General features: G+C 65.6%; 1 protein-coding gene. It reads right to left on the bottom strand.

What is annotated here, in order from left to right; translation table 11 throughout:
- The coding region (dnaE, locus tag ABT324_RS33300) for a DNA polymerase III subunit alpha (RefSeq protein ID WP_351185881.1) at positions 1-1,844 on the bottom strand (1,844 nt) is incomplete at both ends.

The following is a 1,844-nucleotide window of genomic DNA, read 5'->3' as shown; positions in this document are numbered from 1 at the left end:
AGGTTGGAGAGGTCGATGTCGCGGTTGTGGTTGTCCTTCACCATGCGGAGTGCGTCGCCGAGGATGGTGAGGTTGGACAGGCCGAGGAAGTCCATCTTCAGTAGGCCGATGGCTTCGCAGGAGGGGTAGTCCCAGCCGGTGATGATCGAGCCGTCGTCGCGTGCCCACAGCGGGACGGTGCCCAGCAGGGGTTGGGAGGACAGGATGACCGCGCAGGCGTGCACCCCGGCGTTGCGGATCAGGCCTTCCAGGCCGCGGGCGGTGTCGAAGATCTGCGACACCGACGGGTCGGTCTCGATCAGGCTGCGGACCTCGGCGGCCTCGGGGTAGCGCTCGTGCTGGGGGTCCACGATCCCGGACAGCGGGATGTCCTTGGCCGCGATCGGCGGCGGCAGCGCCTTGGAGATCCGGTCGGCGATGGCGAAACCGGGCTGGCCGTGGTGGACCCGGGCGGCGTCCTTGATCGCCGCCTTGGTCTTGATCTTGCCGAAGGTGATGACCTGGGCGACCTTGTCCCGCCCGTACTTGTTGATCGCGTACTGCAGCACCTCGTCGCGGCGCCGGTCGTCGAAGTCCAGGTCGATGTCCGGCGGCGAGTCCCGCTCGGGGTTGAGGAACCGCTCGAAGATCAGCCCGTGCTCCAACGGGTCCAGGTTCGTGATGTGCAGGATGTAGGCCAGCAACGACCCCGCCGCCGAACCACGCCCCGGACCCACGTGGATGCCCTGCGACTTCGCCCACCGCGTCAGGTCACCCACCACCAGGAAGTACGCGCAGTACCCCTTGGTGTCCAGCACGTCCAGCTCCACCTGGATCCGCCGACGGCACTGCGCACTCGGCCCGCCCGGATACCGGGTGGGCAGGTACTGCTCGATCTCAGCGGCCAGCAACTCCCGCTCCGAACGACCACTACCATCAGTCACCCGCGGCATCCGGTCCTGGAACGCCCACACATCCTCGTAGGACTCCACCATCTCGGCGACCCGCAACGTGTTGTCCGCCGCCCCCGGCACCTCCGAGTCCCAGTACTCGCGCATCTCCTCCGCGGACTTCAGGTAGTAACCATCACCATCGAACTTGAACCGCGACTCGTCACTGAGCGTCTTACCCGACTGCACGCACAGCAACGCCCCGTGCGACTCCGCCTGGTCCACCGTCACGTAATGAGAGTCATTGGTCGCCAACGGCGGGATCCCCAACTTCCGGGAGATCTCCAACAACCCCTCCCGCACCGACCGCTCGATCGGCAACCCGTGATCCATCAACTCCAGGAAGAAGTGCTCCCGACCAAAGATCTCCTGGTACTCCGCCGCCGCCCGCAACGCCTCGTCGAACTGCCGCAACCGCAACCGCGTCTGCACCTCACCCGACGGACACCCCGTCGTGGCGATGATCCCCTCCGCGAACTCCGCGATCAACTCCTTGTCCATCCGCGGCTTGCGGTACATCCCCTCAAAACTCGCCCGCGACGACAACGTGAACAAGTTCCGCAACCCCGTGGCATTCCGCGCCACCATCGTCATGTGCGTGTACGCACCCGCACCCGAAACATCCCCACCCTCACCGAACTCATCCGCACCCCGCTGCTTGGCCTCACCCCAGAACACCGGCTTCTTGTGAAACCGCGACCCCGGCGCCACATACGCCTCAATCCCGATGATCGGCTTGATCCCCGACTTACGCGCCTGCTGGTAGAACTCATCCGCCCCGAACATGTTCCCGTGATCCGTCATCCCCACCGCAGGCATCCCCAACCGCTGCGCCTCGGCGAACAACGCCCCCACCTTCGCCGCACCGTCAAGCATCGAATACTCCGTGTGCACATGCAGGTGGACGAAGGGGTC

This window comes from Saccharopolyspora sp. NPDC000359, from assembly GCF_040300525.1.
In the GTDB taxonomy this organism is placed as follows: Bacteria; Actinomycetota; Actinomycetes; order Mycobacteriales; family Pseudonocardiaceae; genus Saccharopolyspora.
The sequence above is the reverse complement of the archived record's forward strand: the minus strand, read 5'-3'. Positions and strand labels throughout refer to the sequence as shown.